Source organism: Sphingopyxis sp. USTB-05, assembly GCF_023822045.1.
Classification (GTDB): domain Bacteria; phylum Pseudomonadota; class Alphaproteobacteria; order Sphingomonadales; family Sphingomonadaceae; genus Sphingopyxis.
Genome location: NZ_CP084712.1, coordinates 4,438,020 through 4,456,118 on the forward strand (window position 1 = coordinate 4,438,020; position 18,099 = coordinate 4,456,118).

Annotated in this window: 24 protein-coding genes and 1 pseudogene; 4 read left to right on the forward strand and 21 right to left on the reverse strand. The window is 64.8% G+C overall.

The features are described 5' to 3' along the window. Window positions 1-2: 2 nt before the first annotated feature. Both murJ and secB read right to left on the reverse strand, forming a co-directional pair. The gene (gene murJ / locus KEC45_RS20650) at window positions 3-1,550 is read right to left on the reverse strand and encodes a murein biosynthesis integral membrane protein MurJ (protein ID WP_062186964.1); all 1,548 of its coding nucleotides are present in this window, start codon (window positions 1,548-1,550) and stop codon (window positions 3-5) included. Window positions 1,551-1,622: 72 nt separating this feature from the next. Then, window positions 1,623-2,138: a protein-export chaperone SecB gene (secB, locus tag KEC45_RS20655; RefSeq protein WP_062185773.1), complete on the reverse strand. Its 516-nt coding sequence runs from the start codon at window positions 2,136-2,138 to the stop codon at window positions 1,623-1,625. Window positions 2,139-2,421: 283 nt separating this feature from the next. Here secB and KEC45_RS20660 point away from each other — a divergent pair, with 283 nt between their 5' ends. Genes KEC45_RS20660 through KEC45_RS20670 form a run of 3 tightly spaced genes read left to right on the forward strand, consistent with a single transcriptional unit; the run spans window position 2,422 to window position 4,961 of the window. Further along, a complete protein-coding gene (locus KEC45_RS20660; RefSeq protein WP_062186962.1) occupies window positions 2,422-3,054 on the forward strand; it encodes a Tim44/TimA family putative adaptor protein in 633 nt (210 codons plus the stop codon). A 4-nt stretch (window positions 3,055-3,058) separates the two neighbouring features. Beyond that, on the forward strand, window positions 3,059-4,384 hold the full coding sequence (locus KEC45_RS20665; protein WP_252171274.1) for a murein transglycosylase A: 1,326 nt from the start codon (window positions 3,059-3,061) through the stop codon (window positions 4,382-4,384). A 1-nt stretch (window position 4,385) separates the two neighbouring features. Beyond that, window positions 4,386-4,961 carry a Smr/MutS family protein gene (locus tag KEC45_RS20670; protein ID WP_062185768.1) on the forward strand — a complete coding sequence of 192 codons (576 nt, stop codon included), beginning with the start codon at window positions 4,386-4,388 and terminating at the stop codon, window positions 4,959-4,961. On the opposite strand, the gene dapE is transcribed toward KEC45_RS20670, so the two are convergent. Beyond that, the gene (dapE, locus tag KEC45_RS20675; RefSeq protein WP_062185767.1) at window positions 4,958-6,091 is read right to left on the reverse strand and encodes a succinyl-diaminopimelate desuccinylase; all 1,134 of its coding nucleotides are present in this window, start codon (window positions 6,089-6,091) and stop codon (window positions 4,958-4,960) included. The two genes, KEC45_RS20670 and dapE, sit on opposite strands and share 4 nt — an antisense overlap. 97 nt (window positions 6,092-6,188) lie before the next feature. On the opposite strand from dapE, the gene KEC45_RS20680 reads away from it, so the two are divergent. Further along, the gene (locus KEC45_RS20680; protein ID WP_062185764.1) at window positions 6,189-6,656 is read left to right on the forward strand and encodes a cupin domain-containing protein; all 468 of its coding nucleotides are present in this window, start codon (window positions 6,189-6,191) and stop codon (window positions 6,654-6,656) included. 200 nt (window positions 6,657-6,856) lie between these two features. Here the strand turns inward: KEC45_RS20680 and KEC45_RS20685 are convergent, their stop codons facing one another. The 18 genes and pseudogenes from KEC45_RS20685 to KEC45_RS20770 all read right to left on the reverse strand — a co-directional run. After that, entirely contained in the window at window positions 6,857-7,528 is a 672-nt protein-coding gene (locus KEC45_RS20685; RefSeq protein ID WP_062185762.1) for a glutathione S-transferase family protein, read from the reverse strand. Between the two features lie 42 nt (window positions 7,529-7,570). Then, the gene (gene yihA, locus KEC45_RS20690; protein WP_238586776.1) at window positions 7,571-8,236 is read right to left on the reverse strand and encodes a ribosome biogenesis GTP-binding protein YihA/YsxC; all 666 of its coding nucleotides are present in this window, start codon (window positions 8,234-8,236) and stop codon (window positions 7,571-7,573) included. Continuing rightward, entirely contained in the window at window positions 8,233-9,975 is a 1,743-nt protein-coding gene (gene yidC / locus KEC45_RS20695; protein WP_062185760.1) for a membrane protein insertase YidC, read from the reverse strand. Before yidC ends, yihA begins: the two co-directional genes overlap by 4 nt. A 44-nt stretch (window positions 9,976-10,019) precedes the next feature. Continuing rightward, the gene (gene yidD / locus KEC45_RS20700; protein WP_062185757.1) at window positions 10,020-10,232 is read right to left on the reverse strand and encodes a membrane protein insertion efficiency factor YidD; all 213 of its coding nucleotides are present in this window, start codon (window positions 10,230-10,232) and stop codon (window positions 10,020-10,022) included. Window positions 10,233-10,383: 151 nt separating this feature from the next. After that, window positions 10,384-10,671, reverse strand: a complete 288-nt coding sequence (rnpA, locus tag KEC45_RS20705; protein WP_238586775.1) for a ribonuclease P protein component — start codon at window positions 10,669-10,671, stop codon at window positions 10,384-10,386. A gap of 89 nt (window positions 10,672-10,760) precedes the next feature. Then, on the reverse strand, window positions 10,761-10,895 hold the full coding sequence (gene rpmH / locus KEC45_RS20710) for a 50S ribosomal protein L34 (RefSeq protein ID WP_054586364.1): 135 nt from the start codon (window positions 10,893-10,895) through the stop codon (window positions 10,761-10,763). Between the two features lie 101 nt (window positions 10,896-10,996). Continuing rightward, window positions 10,997-11,347 carry a hypothetical protein gene (locus KEC45_RS20715; RefSeq protein ID WP_062185755.1) on the reverse strand — a complete coding sequence of 117 codons (351 nt, stop codon included), beginning with the start codon at window positions 11,345-11,347 and terminating at the stop codon, window positions 10,997-10,999. A 549-nt stretch (window positions 11,348-11,896) separates the two neighbouring features. Continuing rightward, window positions 11,897-12,691 carry an alpha/beta hydrolase gene (locus tag KEC45_RS20720; RefSeq protein ID WP_062185753.1) on the reverse strand — a complete coding sequence of 265 codons (795 nt, stop codon included), beginning with the start codon at window positions 12,689-12,691 and terminating at the stop codon, window positions 11,897-11,899. A gap of 85 nt (window positions 12,692-12,776) precedes the next feature. Continuing rightward, window positions 12,777-13,430 (reverse strand): glutathione S-transferase family protein, encoded by a 654-nt coding sequence (locus KEC45_RS20725; RefSeq protein ID WP_062185751.1) that lies wholly within the window; start codon window positions 13,428-13,430, stop codon window positions 12,777-12,779. Further along, the gene (locus KEC45_RS20730) at window positions 13,430-13,891 is read right to left on the reverse strand and encodes a hypothetical protein (RefSeq protein ID WP_238586774.1); all 462 of its coding nucleotides are present in this window, start codon (window positions 13,889-13,891) and stop codon (window positions 13,430-13,432) included. Before KEC45_RS20730 ends, KEC45_RS20725 begins: the two co-directional genes overlap by 1 nt. Then, entirely contained in the window at window positions 13,869-14,381 is a 513-nt protein-coding gene (locus KEC45_RS20735; protein ID WP_062185747.1) for a VOC family protein, read from the reverse strand. Before KEC45_RS20735 ends, KEC45_RS20730 begins: the two co-directional genes overlap by 23 nt. Window positions 14,382-14,383: 2 nt before the next feature. Then, window positions 14,384-14,794: a glyoxalase/bleomycin resistance/extradiol dioxygenase family protein gene (locus KEC45_RS20740; protein ID WP_062185745.1), complete on the reverse strand. Its 411-nt coding sequence runs from the start codon at window positions 14,792-14,794 to the stop codon at window positions 14,384-14,386. A gap of 16 nt (window positions 14,795-14,810) precedes the next feature. Next, window positions 14,811-15,605: a VOC family protein gene (locus KEC45_RS20745; protein WP_252171275.1), complete on the reverse strand. Its 795-nt coding sequence runs from the start codon at window positions 15,603-15,605 to the stop codon at window positions 14,811-14,813. A gap of 23 nt (window positions 15,606-15,628) precedes the next feature. After that, entirely contained in the window at window positions 15,629-16,345 is a 717-nt protein-coding gene (locus KEC45_RS20750) for a DUF899 family protein (protein ID WP_062185741.1), read from the reverse strand. 23 nt (window positions 16,346-16,368) lie between these two features. After that, complete coding sequence (locus KEC45_RS20755; protein ID WP_062185739.1) at window positions 16,369-16,668, reverse strand: hypothetical protein; 300 nt, start codon at window positions 16,666-16,668, stop codon at window positions 16,369-16,371. Beyond that, a complete protein-coding gene (locus KEC45_RS20760; protein ID WP_062185737.1) occupies window positions 16,665-17,216 on the reverse strand; it encodes a GFA family protein in 552 nt (183 codons plus the stop codon). Before KEC45_RS20760 ends, KEC45_RS20755 begins: the two co-directional genes overlap by 4 nt. Before the next feature lie 153 nt (window positions 17,217-17,369). Beyond that, complete coding sequence (locus tag KEC45_RS20765) at window positions 17,370-17,774, reverse strand: DUF1428 domain-containing protein (RefSeq protein ID WP_302851630.1); 405 nt, start codon at window positions 17,772-17,774, stop codon at window positions 17,370-17,372. Then, window positions 17,757-18,089: pseudogene (locus tag KEC45_RS20770) on the reverse strand (DUF1428 domain-containing protein); the annotation flags it as partial. The gene KEC45_RS20765 and the pseudogene KEC45_RS20770, both read right to left, overlap by 18 nt. Between the last annotated feature and the right edge of the window lie 10 nt (window positions 18,090-18,099).

The window sequence follows — 18,099 nt, forward strand, 5'->3', positions numbered from 1 at the left end:
TCTTACTCCTGTTCAACCGCCGGTTTGGCGCGCCGCCGCGTGAGCATGCGAACCAGATCCTTGTCAAGCGCGCCAACGAGGAAGGCGACCGCGAAGAAGGCCGCGCCGCCGGCTGCGCAGAGCGCGGCGAGCGACCAGATGCGTTCGAACACGTCGCCGCCATAATAGGGCGCCATCATCGGCATCATCCACCAGAGCAGCGCCGACATCGCTGCGACCGCGATCAGTTGGCGCGCAATCCGCCCGGCAAGCTTCGCCGTGAAATGGAACCAGCCGCGGCGGTGGAGCATGGTATAGAGCAGGATGCAGTTGAGCGACGCCGACGCCGCGGTTGCGCCCGCGAGTCCGACGATGCCATAATGTTCGACGACATAAAGATTGATCGCGATATTGACGATCAGCGCCGCGAGTGCGGTCCACACCGGAGTGCGCATATCCTCGCGCGCGAAAAAGCCCGGGTTCAAAATCTTGACGATGACATAGGCGGGAAGACCCGCGACGAGAGCTGCCACGATTTGCGCCATGATCGCGCCATCGGCATCGGTGAACCGGCCGCCGACGAAAAAGGCGGTGACGAAGGCAGGGGCGCAGATCGCGAGCGCGGCGGCGGCGGGCAGGGTGAGCAAGGTCGCGATCTCGAACGCATTGCCTTGGAGCCGCTGCGCCTCGTCGGCGTCGCCGCTGTGGATATGGCGCGACAGCATCGGCAGGATCGCGGTGCCCAGCGCGATGCCGACGATGCCGAGCGGTAGCTGGTTGAGCCGGTCGGCGAGTTTCAGCAGCGTGAGCGAGCCCTGCGCCAGCGAGGTCGCGAAGAAGGTGTCGACGAACTGGCTGACCTGATAAATGCCGGCGCCGAAGGTCGCGGGCAGGATCAGCATGCCGAGCTTTCTCACCTCGGGCGTGAATTTGGGCAGGTGCCAGTGGAGCTTCAGCCCGGCGCGGCGCACCGCCCACCACATATAGGCAAGCTGGACGACGCCCGCGAGACTCACCGCGACGCATAGCGCCTCTGCAACGATCCGGTCGTCGCCCCCCGGTCCGCGCAGCCACCAGCCGGTGATAATGCCGCCGATCAGCACGATATTGAGCAACACCGGCGCAAAGGCGCCCGGCGCAAAGCGCGAGCGAGCATTGAGCAGGCCCGACAACATCGCGACAAGGCTGACCAGCGCAAGATAGGGAAAGGTCACGCGGCTCAGGAAGACCGCGAATTCGAACTTGCCCGGCACCTGTTGGAAATCGCGCGCGAGTAGCCAGACGATGCCCGGCATCGCAAACATCATCACCGCCGAGAAGGCGAGCAATATCCAGAGGAAGACCGAGAGCACATCGTCGGCGAACTTCGCCGCCGCCTTTTCGCCGTCCTCCCCATGCAGCACGCGGCTGTATGTCGGGACAAAGGCGACCGAGAAGGCGCCCTCCGCGAACAGGCGGCGAAAGGTGTTGGGGAGAGTGAAGGCGAGCTGGAAGGCGTCGGCGGCGAGGCCCGCGCCGAGGACGCGGGCGAGCAGCATGTCACGCGCGAAGCCGAAAATGCGGCTGACCATCGTCAGGCCGCCGATCGTCCCCACGTTTTTGACGAGGCTGCTCAAGTCCTCAGCCCGCCCCCGTTAAGGTGCTCAGGCCTGGCCGACCGTGACTTCGCCGGCCGCTTCGGCCTGCGCGGCCTGAATCTGCTGCGCGAACAGGCCGTGGAAATCGATCGGTTCGAGCAGCAGCGACGGGAAGCCGCCGTCCTGGACGGCATCGGCGACGACGCGGCGGGCGAAGGGGAAGAGGATGCGCGGCGCTTCGGCCAGGAAGAAGGGCTGAAGCTGGTCGTCGGGGACGTTGCGCACGCCGAACAGACCGGCGTATTTCAGGTCGATGACGAAGCTCGTGCCCTGATCGGTTTTCGACGTGACGTCGATCTTCAGCAGCACTTCGTACAGATTCTCGCCCACGCTATCGGCGGCGATATTGAACTGCACATCGACCTGCGGGGCGTCCTGCCATTGATAGACGGCCGGTGCGTTCGGATTTTCGAACGACAGGTCCTTCACATATTGCGAAATCAGGCCGATCGCCGGGCTCGTGTCTTCGCCGTTCGGCTGCAGGGCGGGGTTGTTGAGGTCGGCGCTGGTCTCGTCAGCCATGATGATGAAGCTTTCACTGAAAAGATGGAAACAATATCCGCATCCGCGCACCCGTGTCGGAACCGCGGCGGACGGTTGTCGCGGCGCTTAGCAGCGCCCGGCAGCGAGCACAATGGGCGCCCTGTGCGGTGCTATAGTTAAGGTCGAATCGTTGACCCGCCGCGCCGTAGCGGCCATGGTCATTTGAAACCGGGGCGCGTATCGCCTATGTATCGACCATTATGTTTCCATTGCCCGCATTGGACTTTTGCCCGTGACCTCTTTTGCTATCGTCCTGCTCGCCATGATTGCCGCCTTCCTCGGCATGCGGCTCTACTCGGTGCTCGGCAAGCGCACGGGGCATGAGCAGGAGCCCGTGTTGCCGCGCGAACGCGCCGCCGCATCGCCGGTCCGGCTTGACGAGAAGGACGGATCGCAGGCTGGCGTTGCCGCCCCCGCCGATACGTCGGGCCTCGTTTACGAACCCGCTGCGGAGGCCGGCCTTCGCCAGCTTCTCGCGACCGACCGCAATTTCGACGCCGGCCGCTTCATGGAGGGGGCCGAGGCCGCCTACCGCATGATTCTCGAGGCCTATTGGAAGGGCGATCGCGATACGCTTCGTGATCTTTGCGACGACGACAGCTACGAAGCCTTTTCCGACGCCATCGCCGCGCGCGAGGGCCGCGGGGAAACGCTCGACAATCGCCTGATGGGAATCGATTCGGCCAAGATCACCGCGGTCGAGCTGAATCGTAGCGAGGCGCGCGTCACGGTTCGTTACCATGCGGATATCAGCGCGGTCACCCGCGACGCCGAAGGCAAGCTGATCGCCGGGTCGATGAGCGACGCGTCGCAGACCGACGACCTCTGGACCTTCCGCCGCCAGATCGGCAGCAACGACCCCAATTGGGTGCTCGACGAAGCCGAATCGGCCTGACCCCATGATCCTGACGGTGGGGGCGCCGCGCGCGCGGACTTTCGGATTCGCGCTGCTCGCTGCCCTGCCGCTGCTTTCGGGCTGCGCGTCAGTCATTCCCGCGGCGGATAGTGGCCGCCCTGCAACCACTACTCCTGCACCGACGCGGCCAGCAGGCACGCCGCGGCCCTATACGCCGCGCCCGTCAGAGGGCACCGATGCAGCTGCGCAGCCGATTCCCGCGACGCCGCGCGCGCCGCTCGCCGCGGCCGCCGTTCCGGCCGACGCGACGACGGCTGCCGCCAGCGGCGTTGTCGCGGGTCCCGATTTCTCGACGCTTGGCGTTACCGCCCAGCAGGCCGCCGCCGCGCTCGCGGCGTTCCGCATCAGTTGTCCGTCGGTCCAGCGCCGCACCGACACGAGCGGCCTGACGCAGGGCACCGACTGGACCGAAAGCTGCAACGCGGCGAAAAGCTGGAAGGACAGCGATGCGGCGGCCTTCTTTGCCCGTTATTTCGGCACCGTGCAGGTCGGCACCGGCACGACCTTTGTCACCGGCTATTACGAACCCGAAATCGCTGGCTCGCGCACGAAGCAGCCGGGTTATGACGTCCCCATCTATCGCCGCCCCGCCGACCTGGTCGAAGTCGACCTTGGCCAGTTCGCCGACGATCTGAAGGGCCGCAAGATCCGTGGCCGCGTCGATGGCGGCAATTTCACCCGCTATTACGACCGCGCGGCGATCGAAAGCGGCGCGCTCGACGGGCGCGGGCTCGAAATCGCTTATGCCGCCGACGCCGCCGAATTCTTCTTCCTGCAGGTACAGGGTTCGGGTCGCCTGCGCCTCCCCGACGGCGGCATCATGCGCATCGGCTACGACACGCAAAACGGTCGCGGCTATGTCGGTATCGGCAAGCTGCTGCTCGATCGCGGCGAATTGCAGCGCGGGCAGGCGTCGATGCAGGGCATCCTTGATTATCTTCGCGCCGACCCCGTGCGCGGCGCTGCGGTGATGAACGAGAATCCCAGTTGGGTCTTTTTCCGTGAACTCACGGGCCCCGGCCCGCTCGGCGCGCTCGGGGTTCCCGTCACCGGCCGCGCGAGCGTCGCTGCTGATCCCCAATATGTGCCGCTCGGTGCTCCGGTCTTTCTTTCGCTCGACCGCGCTGAACCGAACGGGCTCTGGATAGCGCAGGACACCGGCGGCGCGATCAAGGGCGCCAACCGCTTCGACAGCTTCTGGGGCGCGGGCGACGCGGCGCGCGCGATTGCGGGCGGCATGTCGGGACGCGGTTCGGCGCTGCTGCTGCTCCCGCGCGCCAGCATCGCGCGGCTGATCCCGGCGCCCTGACATGCCCCGGCGCCTCGCCCCCGAGGAAACGGCGCTGTGGAAAAAGGTCGCAGCGACCGTAAAGCCGCTGCCCCAGGCGAAAGCGCCGCTCGCGCCCACCGCGCCGCCGACCGTCAGTCCGCCAAAGCCGACGCCGCGCAACATTGCGGCTCCCGCTGCCGCACCGCGACCCGCGACGAAACTTCCGCCCCCGCGCCGCACTCATCAGGCTGCAACGCTCGACGGCCATTGGGACCGCCGCCTGCGCAAGGGACTTGTTCGCCCCGATCTCAGCATCGACCTTCACGGTCACACGCTCGCTTCTGCGCAGGTTTTGCTCGATGAAGCGATCGGGCGCGGGCTGATGCGCGGCGCGCGCGTGTTGCTTGTGGTGGCGGGGCGCCTCCGCCCCGGTGCCGACCGTCTGCCCCAGATGCATGGCGATCCGCGCCCGCGCGGCGCGATCCGCGCTTCGCTGCCCGACTGGCTCGCCTATTCGCCCTACGCCGACCAGATCGTCGCGCTCCGTCCCGCGCATGTCAGCCACGGCGGCGCGGGGGCGGTCTATGTGATCCTGCGCCGTAGCCGCGAGGATTAGACGAAGGCGCGCACCAATATGCCGCGATAGATGGCGGTCAGCGTGTGCAGATCGTCGACCGCCACGGCCTCGTCCAGCTTGTGCATCGTCGCATTGGTCAGCCCGAATTCGACCACCGGGCAGAGCGCGTGAAGAAAGCGTGCGTCCGATGTGCCGCCGGTGGTCGACATTTCGGGGGTCAGGTCGGTTTCGGCGTGGATCGCCTCGGCGACCAGCCCTGACAGATCGCCCGGCGGGGTGAGGAAGGCTTCGCCCGAAATCTTTCCCAGTATTTTCGCATTTGGTTCGACGTCGTGCGCGAGGCGCTCGATAAGCGCGACAAGGTCGGCGCCCCTGTGCTGGTCGTTGAAGCGGATCGACAGCCGCGCCCGCGCTGAGGCGGGGATGACGTTGGTCGCGCCATTGCCGACCTCGATATCGGTGAACTCGATGTTCGACGGCTGAAACCAATCATTGCCCTCGTCGAGCGCCACCGCATCGATCGCCGCCATGATCCGCACCAGTTTCGGGATCGGATTGTCGGCAAGGTGCGGGTAGGCGACATGCCCCTGCGTCCCCGGCACGTCGATCCAGATATTGACCGATCCGCGCCGCCCGATCTTCACCATGTCGCCGAGCCGGTTCACCGATGTCGGCTCGCCGACGACGATCATGTCGGGCTTCACCCCGCGCGCATCCATATGCTCCATCAGCGCGCGCGTCCCAAAGATCGCGGGCCCCTCCTCGTCGCCGGTGATGATCAGGCTGATCGTGCCGGCCTCAGTGGGCGTGGCTGACGCGGCGGCGACAAAGGCCGCGATCGAACCTTTCATGTCGACTGCCCCGCGCCCATAAAGCAGGTCGCCGCGTACCTCGGGGGCAAAGGCATCGCCGGTCCAGCCGACGCCCGGCGGCACCACATCGAGATGCCCGGCAAAGCCGAAATGCCTCGGCCCCTTGCCCGTGCGCACGGCGAGCAAATTTTCAACGGGGCCATCGGGTTCGATCCCGTCGATGAATCGCTCGACGGCAAAGCCGAGCGGCGTTAGCGCCGCTTCCAGCACGTCGAACACGGCGCCCATGGCCGGGGTGATGCTCGGCGCGGCGATCAACGCCTTTGCCAGTTCTACGGGATCGACGGTGATGCTCATGCCGCTCCCTTACCCCCTTGCGCGGCAGCAAGTCGAGGCTTTGCATCAAGGCGCCTTTGTGCGAAACAAAGGAGGAACAAACTCCACGAGGACTGCCATGCCCAAGCTCGATCTTGATGCGATCCCGCAAACCAATGCCACCGGCTATCCCGCGCCCTATGACGCACCCGTGCAGGGGCGCTGGTACCGCCGCCTCGCCCCCGTCACGGGGCTCAGCGATTTCGCCGCGAGCCATGTCGTGCTGAGGCCCGGCGCCTGGTCGTCGCAGCGTCATTGGCACGACGGCGAGGACGAGATGCTGGTGATGATCGCGGGCGAAGCGGTGTTGATCGAGGATAGCGGGCGCTGGCCGATGCGACCCGGCGATATCGCGGTGTGGCCGAAGGGCAGCACGAACGGCCACCATCTCGTCAACGAATCGGATGTCGATTGCATCTTCGTCGCGCTCGGCGGCGGCAAGAAATACGATACCGGCGGCGGCTATTCGGACATCGATATGCTCTTCACGCCCGACGGCTATTTCCACAAGGACGGCACGCCCTATCCAACGACGCGGATTCCGTGATCCGTTGACGGGGAAGGCTAGCTACGGGGTGGGGAGCGGCGTTGGCCCCCATCATCGTCATCCCGGGCTTGACCCGGGATCCCGCTTCTTTGACGCAACCGCTGGCCCCGGCAGCAAGCGGGACCCCGGATCAAGTCCGGGGTGATGATGATGTAGGGTCCGCTATCGGTCGAAACCGGCTGGTCAGGCAAATATTGCCCTTATCCCTCGACCGGCCCCTCGAACTTCTCGATGATCCAATCCTCGGCCTGCGCGCCGCCGATCCATTCCTGCATGCATGGATGGCTGATGACCGCCTGTGCATAAGCGGCGGCGAAACGCGGCAGCGGGATCGAGTAAGTGATGAAGCGCGTCACGACGGGCGCGAACATGATGTCGGCGGCCGACCAGCTGCCAAAGAGGAAATCGCCTTCGCCGCCGAACCGCGCGCGTGCCTCGGCCCAGATCTGGAAGATGCGGACGACATCGGCCTGCACTTCGGGAAGCAGCTCGGCCGGTGGGTAGATGCGGCGGATATTCATGCTGTGGTTGCGGCGAAGAGCGGCAAAGCTCGAATGCATTTCCGCCGCCATCGACCGCGCCATCGCGCGCGCTGCCATATCTTCGGGCCAGAATCCTTTGGTCCCGCCGGTCTTTTCGTTGAGATAATCGATGATCGCCAGGCTGTCCCACACGACGATATCGTCGCCGTCCCAAAGGATCGGCACCTTGCCGCCCGACGGCGCGAACTCGTCGCCCTCGCGGCGGTTCGACCAATCTTCGTCGTAAAGCGGGACGGTGACTTCCTCGAACGGCAGGCCGCTATGCTTGACCGCCAGCCAGCCGCGCAGGCTCCAACTCGAATACGCCTTGTTACCGAGAAACAGTTTCATAGGGTCTCCTTGGCCCCACCCTCAAGGGGAGGGAGGAAAAGGTCAACTCTCGACCGCCTCCAGCACCGCGGTGCGAAGTTCGGCGATGCCCATGCCCTTTTCGCTGCTCGTCGCGATCACCTGCGGATGCGCGGCGGGATGCTTGCGTGCTTCGGCTTCGGTCGCGGCCTGCACCGCTTCCAGCTCAGTCGCTTTGATCTTGTCGGCCTTGGTCAGCACGATGCGATAGCTGACCGCCGCGGTGTCGAGCATTTCGAGCACGTCGCGGTCGACATCCTTGATCCCGTGGCGGCTGTCGATCAGCACCAGGGTGCGTTTCAGCACCGCGCGGCCGCGGAGGTAATCGTTGATCAGGAAGCGCCATTTCTTGACGACATCCTTCGGCGCCTTGGCAAAGCCATAGCCGGGCATGTCGACGAGCCGGAAGATCAGCGGATCCTGGCCGACATCGAAATAGTTGAGTTCCTGCGTCCGCCCCGGCGTCACCGACGTGCGCGCGAGCCCGTTGCGGTTCGTCAGCGCGTTGAGCAGCGACGATTTGCCGACGTTCGAGCGGCCCGCGAACGCGATCTCGGGCACGCTTGGGCTTGGCAGGTGCTGGAGCGCGGGCGCCGATTTCAGGAACGTGATCGGTCCCGAAAACAGCTTGCGTGCGCGCTCCGCCCGTTCGGGGTCGGCCCCCGGATCGATGTCTTCGTTGTCGCTCACTTCGCCGGTGCCGCCTTGAGCTGCGGGAACTTGCGATACATCCACTGCTGCTGCGCGATCGACAGCAGGTTGTTGGTGATCCAGTAGAGCAGCAGGCCGGCCGCGAACGGCGCCATGATGAACATGAACAGCCACGGCATGATCTTGAATACCTGCTGCTGCACGGGGTCGGTCGCCTGCGGGTTCAGGCGGAACTGCAGGAACATCGTGATGCCCAGGATCACCGCGAGGATGCCGATCGACAGGATCGACGGCGGGGTGAAGGGTAGCAGGCCGAACAGGTTGAGGATGTGCAGCGGGTCGGGCGCCGACAGATCCTTGATCCACAGGATGAACGGCTGGTGCCGCATTTCGATCGTCAGCATCAGCACCTTGTACAGTGCATAGAAGATCGGGATCTGGATGACGATCGGCAGACAGCCGGCGAGCGGATTGATCTTCTCGTCCTTATAGAGCTTCATCAGCTCCTGCTGCTGCTTCGGCTTGTCGTCCTTATAACGTTCCTGCAGCGCCTTCATCTTCGGCTGCACAAGACGCATCTGCGCCATCGATCCGAACTGGCGCTGCGCGATCGGGAACATCAGCGCGCGGATGATCAAGGTCAGCACCATGATCGCGACGCCGAAATTGCCGACCTGCTTGAACAGCCAGTCGAGCAGCTTGAAGATCGGCACCTCGAAAAATTCGAACCAGCCCCAATCGATCGCGTTCGACAGGCGCGTGATGCCCTGGTCGTCCTGATAGTGCGAGAGCGTGCTGACTTCCTTGGCGCCCGCGAAGACGCGGCTGGTGGTCGTGACCTGCTTGCCCGGCGCCACTTCGACGAGGTCGCGGGCGAAAGCGGCGCGATAGGCACCGCCCGGCAGGGCGTTGAACGCGGCCGAGACTTTTTCGCCCTTGGCGGGGACGACCGCGGCGAGCCAATATTTGTCGGTGAAACCGAGCCAGCCGGCCGCCGTGTAGGAGACGGTACCGTTCGAGGCCTCTTCGACCTCGTCATAATTGGTGAAGTTCGATTTGCCGTCGAGATAGCCGGTCGGCCCGACATGGATCGTCCAGCTATCCTGCTCGTGCGGGTCGGTCGGTTTGCCGGTGCGGTCGATATAGGTGCCGCTGCGCACTGCGACGGGCGTGGCGCCCGTGTTGGCGATCGTCTGTTTCGCGGTGATCAGATAATCATCGTCGATGCTGTATTCGATACGGAAGGTCTGGCCGGTCGTGTTCGACCAGCTCAGGGTCACGGGGGTCGATGGGGTCAGCTTGGTGCCGCTCGCGGTCCAGACCGTGCTGGCGCCGGGAACCACGATGCCCTGCGCCGACCAGCCGATGCTCGCGAAATAGGCGGCTTTGGTGCCGGCGGGCGCGAACAGGCGGACGGCGGGCGAATCCTTCTTGATCGTCTGACGATATTTGCTGAGCGTGATGTCGTCGACGCGCGCGCCGACGAGGTTGATCGACCCCTTGATCGCCGGAGTGTCGATCGGAATGCGGTTGCCTTCGCCCAGCACGGCCTCGACCGGGCGGATCGCCTGCGGCGCGGTGGCGGGCACGCCGGGGGCGGGCAGCGCGGCGGGCTGGCCCGGCGTTGCCGCGGGCGCTGCGCCATCCGGACCCGCGACCGTCCTGGTCACATCGGGCTTGTCGGGCGTGGGAAAGAATTTCTCGGAGACGAAATTCCAGCCGATCAGGATTGCCACCGACAGCAGGATGGCCGTGATCATGTTACGCTTGTCGTCCACGCTCGTTGGTCTCTCTTCGTATCAAATGTCGGGAAGTGCCGCGCCTAAGGCACGGGGTCGTAGCCGTGACCGCCCCAAGGATGGCAGCGCAATAGCCGCTTTGTCGCCAGCCAGCCACCCTTGATCGCACCATGACGCTGGAGCGCGGTGATCGCGTAGCTGCTGCATGACGGCGAGTAACGGCAGGTGGGCGGAAGGATGCGCGAGGGGCCGATTTGCCACCCGCGGGCGATCAGGATGAGCAATTTTGCAATCATGCAAAAAGCCCGAAAAACTGCGCAACTTCACGCGCGATTGATGCTTTTTCCTCTTCGTCACCCCGGACTTGATCCGGGGTCCCGCTCAGCGACGTTGAAAAGCGGGACCCCGGATCAAGTCCGGGGTGACGAGAAAGGGGAAGGGCGACGCTCATGACGGCTTTGCTGCCAGCTTCTTCGCTGCGCGCTTCAGCGCCGAATCGAGATGCTCGCCAAGCTCGGCAAAGACGATGTCGTTGCCGCCCGGCCGGCCGATCAGCACATGGTCGGCGCCGACGATCCCCGATTCGGGCAGCGCGGCGCGGCACAGTTCACGCAGCCGGCGCTTCATCCGGTTGCGGGTGACGGCGTTGCCGACCTTCTTGCTGACGGTATAGCCGATGCCCAGCGAATCGTCGCCGTCGCCGCGCTGGCGGACGAGCAGGACAAAGCCGGGCATGGGAAAGCGAAGGCCGCGGTTGGCGGCCAAAAATTCGCTACGTTTTGAAAGCGTTCGCACCAGACGGGCTGGCGCAGAAGCGTCAGCGATCAGGCCGACAGCTTCTTGCGGCCCTGGGCGCGGCGGTTGGCGAGAACCTTGCGGCCGCCGACAGTCGCCTTGCGGGCGCGGAAACCGTGGCGACGCTTGCGAACGAGGCGGCTCGGTTGATAGGTACGCTTCATCGCGGTATCCCCAAATTCTCTCTAAAGGCTCTAACAGAAAAGGGCCGCCAAACGTGGGCGGCCACTGATGGGGGCGCGGATAAGCGAGAGTCGGCGCAAAGTCAATTCCCATCGCGGCGGTTTTCCGGTGCCTTGCCGTGGAATGCGGCCTTTTTGATCGTTTCCAGTGCTGCCCGCTCGCGCTTTCGCGCTGCGCTTGCGCGGCGCATCACGCGGTCGGTCCATGCCGCATAGCGCGGGTGGCGCCATTTGAAGCGGACATAGATGCGCTTCGCCCACGCGCTGTTCTGCAGGCACAGCATCAGCCCGAGCGGGAAAAGAATGATGAAGCCGGGGCCCGGCAAGATGCCGACGATCGGGGCGATCGCCATCATCACCACGCCGAGGATGAACAGCGCCAGCCGGACCTGCGCGGTCGATCGCAATCGCTGATAAAGGCTCCGCTTCGCCATGGGGGCGATGTGGGGGAGGCGGCGGCGTGTTACAAGGATAAAGCAGCTTGGCGCGCGAGGATTGATGATCGCGAGCAGCGGTTTTTGGGTGGAGAGCTGTCGTTACCCTCTTTGGACATCGCCCGCTGAATCCGGGATCGGGTCGGCGCAAGGGCTGCGCAATATTCCAAAGTTCAGGAAAGTTCAGCCCTATGAGCGCGCCGATTTGCCAGTCGCGGAGCGCTGGATGTGCGCGGCACGTCCGATCATGGTCGCACCCCAAGCCAGGCAGCGACCGCCTTTTTGTTCACCGAATGAAAGAGCCGGATGAAGGCTTGCACAGCCGGATAATGTAGGAAAGACCTATTTGGAGGTGATGTCTGTTTTGGGGTGGGAAGCGGACATCCCGTCCCCCACGTCCGTCATCCCGGGCTTGACCCGGGATCCCGCTTTTTGACGCGCCCAATGGCTTCGACCTCAAGCGGGACCCCGGATCAAGTCCGGGGTGACGATGATGGGGAGGTCTGCAACCGGTCGAAAGCGCCTTCTCGAGCGCAGCGGTCGCGACAGTCAGTTGAGCGTGACGAAGCGTGCCATGTCGTCGCGCGTCAGATAGCGGACATCGTCGAACGATGTGCTGTTGGTGAGCGTGTAAAAAGCGCGGGCCTTGGCGGCATCCATACCCATTTCGCGGTAGTAGCCGAGATATTCGGCATGGACCGGATCGTTCGCCGGATAGTCGTTCGCCTCGCGGCCATATTCGTCCGCCCAGCTATGGACGCCGAATTCCGCGTCGGGCGCGGCACGGCGGGTGACACCGGCGAGCCAGAGTTCCACCGCGCCCGAGCGGATCGAGCCGCCCGCGGGAACGACCGTTTCCATGCCCTGCCGGCGGACTGCGCGCGCCAGGATCAGGTTTGCTTCTTCATCCAGGCTGCCGGGGCAATCGACCATCTCGAGCCGCTTGAGCCCGGGGTATGCCGCCAGCATCGCCGCGAACTGGCGCGGCGTGGCGGAGGTGACGTCGCCGGCCATGCGCACGGTCGTGCTGTCGATCACCGAAAAGGGGCCATAGGCCGCTTTCGCATGGCCGAGCGTCGCGAGCGTGGCGGCAGGCGCATAGCGGCGCGTGGAGGCGAAATCGGCGTCTTCGGCGAGCGCCTCGTCGCCCAGGAGTGCGGCGTCCTCGTCGATAAATTCAGCGCCGTCGTCTTCGCCTGCATCGTCATAGGTCCAGGTCACCGTCGTCGTGGTGATCGTCATGACCTGCTGCGCATGCGCCGGCGCGAACGCCAGCACCGCCGCGAGTGCGGCGATGATGAGCGTACGGACGAAGGCGTGCATGGAGGCGGACGGCGAAACCATGCGTCCGCCTTCGCGCGTGCGCGCCTATCAAATGGCGAACAGGCAACGTCAGCGCGCCGTTAACCCCGATATGGGACGGCCTGGATCAATCGCGGTCGGGCGCGCCAAGCGGGAAGTAGGGACGGTATGGCCGCGCCTCCTCGACGCACCGCGAAACGGTCGGATGCGCGAGCAGGCGAGCGCGATAGGCGCGCAAATTCTCGTACTTCTCCGGGATTTGATAGACCCAGTCGGCATAGAAAAGCGACGGCGCCGCGGCGCAATCGGCGAGCGTGAATCCATAGGGCGTCGCCCAGCCGCCGCCCGCCAGCTCCTTGTCGAGCCAGGCATAGATGGTATCGAGCCGCGCATGCGTTTGTTCGACGATGATCGGCAGATGATTTTCGGGCCCGCGCAACGCGTCGTTCACCACCTCCTGCATCCGGTTCATCACATGATGATCGAAGATGCGGTCGAACAGCCGGACCTTTAGCGCCGCGTCAAAATCCTGCGGGATCAGGCGCGGTTCGGGCACCAGATGGTCGAGATATTCGATGATGATCGACGATTCGAACCAGGGCACGCCGTCGTGGACGAGCAGCGGGAACTGTCCGACCGGCCAATGCGCCCGCAATTCGGGCATATGGTCGGGGAACGCCGGATCGACCGAGCGATAGTCGAATTCGATGCCCTTTTCGTAGAGCGCGATCAGCACCTTCCATGTGTAGGACGAAAAGGGGTGGCCATAATAGATCAGCATCAATTGCTATCCTTGCGCGTCAGCCAGGCGAGCGGCCAGCCGACGAAGAAGATGTGCGGGAAAAGCGCGATCGCGCCCTTCGCAAGGTCGGTCGGCGGGAAGGGCAAGCCGAAGCGCAGCGGCAGCACGATCCCGTTCATGATGACATAGAGCAGCAGCCCGTAAAGCGTTCCGGTCAGCCACCAGGGCCACGCCGTCAGCGCGCTCCAGCGCCGCGCAACGAAAAACCATGTCGCGACCATCGCGCCCATGATCGTATAATGGGTCGCGAGGCCCGCGATATCGCCGCCGATGCCCCAGCCGCGCGCGGCGTCGCCGAACGGCCCGCTCGCCACCGCATGGAGCATCGAAGAGACGGTACCGCCCTGCAACAGGCTCGACACCGACGCATAGACGATGTCGAGCGTGCCGCAGAGCACCCATGCGAAGAGCGCCGGGTTACGCCGCGCCAACGGCTTCACCCCGCACCGCGGCCTCGATCTTCGCGATATCGATCTTCTGCATCGTCATCATCGCGTCGAACGCGCGCTTGGCGACCTCGGGATCGCCGCCCATCGTCGCGTCGGTCAGCACGCGCGGGGTGATCTGCCAGTTCAGGCCCCATTTGTCCTTGCACCAGCCGCACGCACTTTCCTTGCCGCCGTTGCCGACGATCGCGTTCCAATAACGGTCGGTTTCCTCCTGCGTGTCGGTATGGACCTGGAAGGAAAAGGCCTCGCTGTGCGGAAAGATCGGGCCGCCGTTGAGCCCGACGCACGCTATGCCCAGCACGGTAAAGTCGACCGTCAGCGCGTCGCCCTTTTTGCCGCCGGGAAAATCGCCGGGTGCTTTGTGAACGGCGCCCACGCTGCTGTTCGGGAAGGTCGCGGCATAGAAATTCGCCGCTTCCTCGGCATCCTTGTCGTACCAGAGGCAGAGGCTCACGGGTTGGCTCGTCGGTTGGTTCGTCATTTTCACTCTCCTTTGATGGGCCCGCCGATCGACCATTGATGGCCGAACGGATCCTTTATCTGGGCATAGCGGTCCCCCCAGAACATATTGTCGAGTGGCATCACGACGCTTGCGCCCGCGGCAACCGCGCGTTCGAACCACGCGTCGGCATCGTCGACCTGCAGGTGCAGTGTCACGCCATCGGGCTTGCCCGACGGTTCGCTGACATATTCGGGAAATTCGTCGTGCATCATCAGCGACGCGCCGTTGATCGTCAGATGCGCGTGCATCAACCGCACGCCGTCGTCGGCGGGCACGCGCACATTTTCAGTCGCGCCGAACGCCTTGATGTAAAAGTCGATGGCCTCACTCGCGCGCTTGTCGGCGATCGCGATATGCGGGGTGAGGCCGGTGGTCGGGCCCTGATTGTCCATCGTCGCTCTCCTTCGATTATTTGCGCGGCCCGACGAAGCCGACCGGCGCACCCTGCGGATCGATGGCGTTCATCGCATATTCGCCGCCGGGGATTTCCATCGGTTCGTTGGTGATCGTGCCGCCGTTCGCGGTCACGGCGGCATGCGCGCGGTCGATATCGTCGACGCCGATATAGAAATTCCACACCGGGACCGGATAACCTTCCATCAACGGCATCACCGCGCCCAGCCCGACCTCGCCGCGCTGGATGAAGCGGTACGCGCCAAGCTCGCCCATCGGCATCTCGCCTTCCTGCCCCCAGCCGAAATGCTCTTTATAGAAAGCGATCGCGGCGTCGGAATCGCTCGTCGCCAGCTCGTTCCAGCGCACATGCTGTGCCTCGGTCACCGAAAAGACGTCGCTCTCCATGCCTTCCATTCCCTCGGGCGGCTTGGGGTCCATGACATAGAAGACTGCGCCCTGCGGGTCGGCGACCATTGCGATACGCCCGACCGGAATGTCCATCGCCGGCATATGCACGCTGCCGCCGTCGGCCTTGATCGCCGCAACCGCGGCATCGACATCGGCAACGTGGAGATAGCCGATCCAGATCGGGCGGGCGCCGCCCGCAATCATGTCGGCATTAAGAGCCAGCACGCCGCCGGCATTGCCGCCATCGCTGCGCCCGATCATGCGGTAATCGACGCCGCCCGCGGTCTGTTCGCCGGTGTCGGCGATCGTCCAGCCGACCACCGCGCCATAGAAGCGCGCCGCACCCGCAGGATCGGGAGTCATCAGCTCGTACCAGATGAAGTTGCTCGGCTCGCTCATCGTCTCTCTCCTCGATTTTTCTGTCAGTAAGTCAGGCTGGGGAACCAGTCGCCGCGCCCCTCGGGCGTCATGTCGAGCAGGCCCCAGAGCGGATCGACAAGGTCGCCCGCGCGGTGGTGCTGGCCGGGGTCTTCGGGTGCATAGGCCATCTCGCTCGCCCAGACGTGGCGGATCGCGTTGCCGTCCTTGCGGAAGACGTTGAAGATCGTCTCGTCCCAATTCTCGCCCGGCTTCATGCCATGCTCGGTGCGCTTGGCGTCGGACAGTTTCGACGTGTCGCCGAAATAATCCGCTGAATAACGTCCGTCGACGTCGGACAGAAAGGTCAGGTGCGGCCAGCGCCGGTCCTTCGCCCACGCCTCCAGCCGCGCGATCGGCGACTTGGCGACGACATAGAAGGGCGCGCGCTGCCCGATATGGCGTGCGCTGCCGTCGATCGCGTCGAGCATATGGGTGCAGCCGTTGCACGGCTTGTCGCGCTCGGCCCCGAACATGAAGCTTTGCATGATGATGCTTGGCTTACTCTCGAACAGCTCGGACAGCTTGATGCGCTCGGGACGCTGATATGCGCCGATCCGCTCGAATTCATAATCCTCGGGCACCTCGCCGCCCGGCGGCAGCGCGCGGCGCTTGGCGGCGACCGCCTCGATCTGACGGCGCAATGCGATTTCGTCGTCGAGCAGCGCGGCGCGCGCGGCGCGATAGGCGGGGCTTTCGTTCGGGAAGGACAGATGTTCCATGGCCTGCTTCCTTCTGGTCGGGCTTATAGCCGGTGCAGCCGCAGCGGCTTTACATTTTCGCGCGCGATCAGCCCGCGCGCCTCGAGATCGAGCTGAACGCCCTTCAGCCACCAGCCCGCTTTCGCGCCGCCGGGAAACAAATCCTCGGGCAGCAAAGGCAGCACGCGCGCCTTGACCTCGGCGACGGTGAGGCCGGGCTGAGCGCTGGGCACGGCCGCGAGCAGCGCGTCCTTCATCGCGTCATATTTCGCCTTCTCGACGCGCACGACATGGCCGGGGCTCGTGAAATTGAGCATTTCGACGCGTTCGAGGCTTTTGCTCATCGCGCATATCCCTTCGTCGCTTCGATCGGCGGGGCGCGAAAGCCCATCGCGATCCATGCGGTGAGCAAGCGCCACATGAACTTGCCCGAAGGCGATTTGTAATTGGGGATGTCGTCGGGCAACTCGACGCCTGCGGGCCGGTCGCCGACGATCGTCCGCATCTCGGCCGCCGGACGCTCGCCTTCGGGGATGCGGCCGGAATAGACGCTCAGCCAATGCCCCTTGGTAAATTCGAGCGCGATCGGCGCGTTGCAGCACCGCGCGACGAACCGCCGCGTCGGCGATTCGGGGGTCAGCCGGTGTTCGTCCAATTTGTCCGACCCCGACAGCCAGGCGAGGCGATCCTTGCGGACGAGCAGATAGGGTGTGCCCCCGTCGGCGCCGACCACCGCCGGCGCGCCGGGAAGCGCCGCGAAGGCGCGTCCCGCCGTCTGACAGCTCTGGCAATAACAGGTCGCCGCGACGATCGGCTTGCCGGTGAGTTCGAGCGTCACTGCGCCGCATTGGCAGGACGCGGTGCGATGTTCGGGTGTTTGTGTATCGGCCATCGGTTCTCTTCCCAGCGATCCTCCCTGCCGCGAAGCGATGGGGAGGGGGACCATCCGAAGGATGGTGGAGGGGCGGCGACGTCGCGCCATCGCCCCTCCGTCAGCCATGCGGGCTGCCACCTCCCCATCGCTTCGCGACAAGGAGGAGCAAAGTCAGGCCTCGACGATCGGTGCGAAACCGCCGTAGATCATGCGCGCACCGTCGAACGGATTATTCTCCGGATCATGCTTCATCCGCTCGTCGGTCATCATCTTTTCCCAACCCGTCGTGCGCGCTTCCTTGTTGGGCCACTCGACCCAGCTATAGACGACGGTCTCGCCGTCCTTCTTGTGCGCGGCGCGGGCATAATCGGTGACCTTGCCGTCGGGAACATCGTCGCCCCACGCCTCGACGACGCGCGTCGCGCCATAGTCGCGGAACACTTCGGACGCCTTTTGCGCCAGCGCGCGATAGGCTTCCTTGTTGCCGTCGGGCACGGGGACGACATAGCCGTCGACATAGGAGGTCGAGCCTGCGGCCCGATCGTCGACGATCGAGTCGAAGCCGCCGATGATCATCCGCTTCGCGTCGAACGGCATCTCGCCGCCCATCGCTTCCATACGCGGGTCGCTCATCATCTTTTGGTTTGCGGCGTCGCGCGTCGCCCTGTCGGGATATTCGAACCAGCTGAACACGACGGTTTCGTCGGGCTTCGCCTGCACGGCGCCCTTGAAATCGTTGACCTTGCCGTCGGGCACGTCGTCGCCCCAGCATTCGACCATGCGCGCGACGCCGAATTCCTTGAACAGCGGCGCGGCGTCGGCGGCGTGCTTGCGATAGGCTTCCTTGTTGGCGGTCGGCACCGCGACCACAAATCCTTCTACATAGGTCATCTTGTCTCTC